Raw genomic sequence first — 507 nt, 5'->3', positions numbered from 1 at the left:
CTGTTTACGCTCGAGTTTGGGCTCAATGACTTTATGAATTACGATCGAGAAATCGCCGATGTGAAAGCCGACTTCAGCAGCGCCTTGATACGACTAACCGAGTCTGGGGCGAGTAATATCTTACTGTTCACATTGCCTGATGCGACCAAAGCACCGCAATTCAAATATTCAACCGAGCAAGAGATCATCAAAGTCCGAGGAAAGATCTTAGAGTTCAACCAATTCATTAAAGCGCAGGCTGAGTATTACCAAAGTATGGGTAAAAACGTGGTGTTGTTCGATGCAAGTGCGTTGTTCGCCAGCATTACTGATAACCCTGAACAGCATGGCTTTAGAAATGCGAGCGACGCTTGTCTTGACCTAAATAGAAGCTCAGCCGCGGACTACTTACGAAGCCATAGCTTAACCAATGACTGTGCCACCTATGGTTCAGACAGCTATGTATTTTGGGGCGTGACACACCCAACGACGGCTACTCATAAATACATTGCTGACCACATCTTGGCG

1 protein-coding gene is annotated in these 507 nt (G+C 46.4%); it reads left to right on the top strand.

Translation table 11 applies throughout. From position 1 onward, the window contains the following. Positions 1–507: SGNH/GDSL hydrolase family protein (locus AB4486_RS23500; protein WP_372118968.1), on the top strand; the 507-nt coding region annotated here is incomplete at both ends.

The organism is Vibrio sp. 10N.222.55.C6, assembly GCF_041473395.1.
GTDB lineage: Bacteria > Pseudomonadota > Gammaproteobacteria > Enterobacterales > Vibrionaceae > Vibrio > Vibrio crassostreae_C.
Note: the sequence above shows the minus strand (reverse complement) of the source record. Positions and strands in the feature narration are given on the sequence as shown.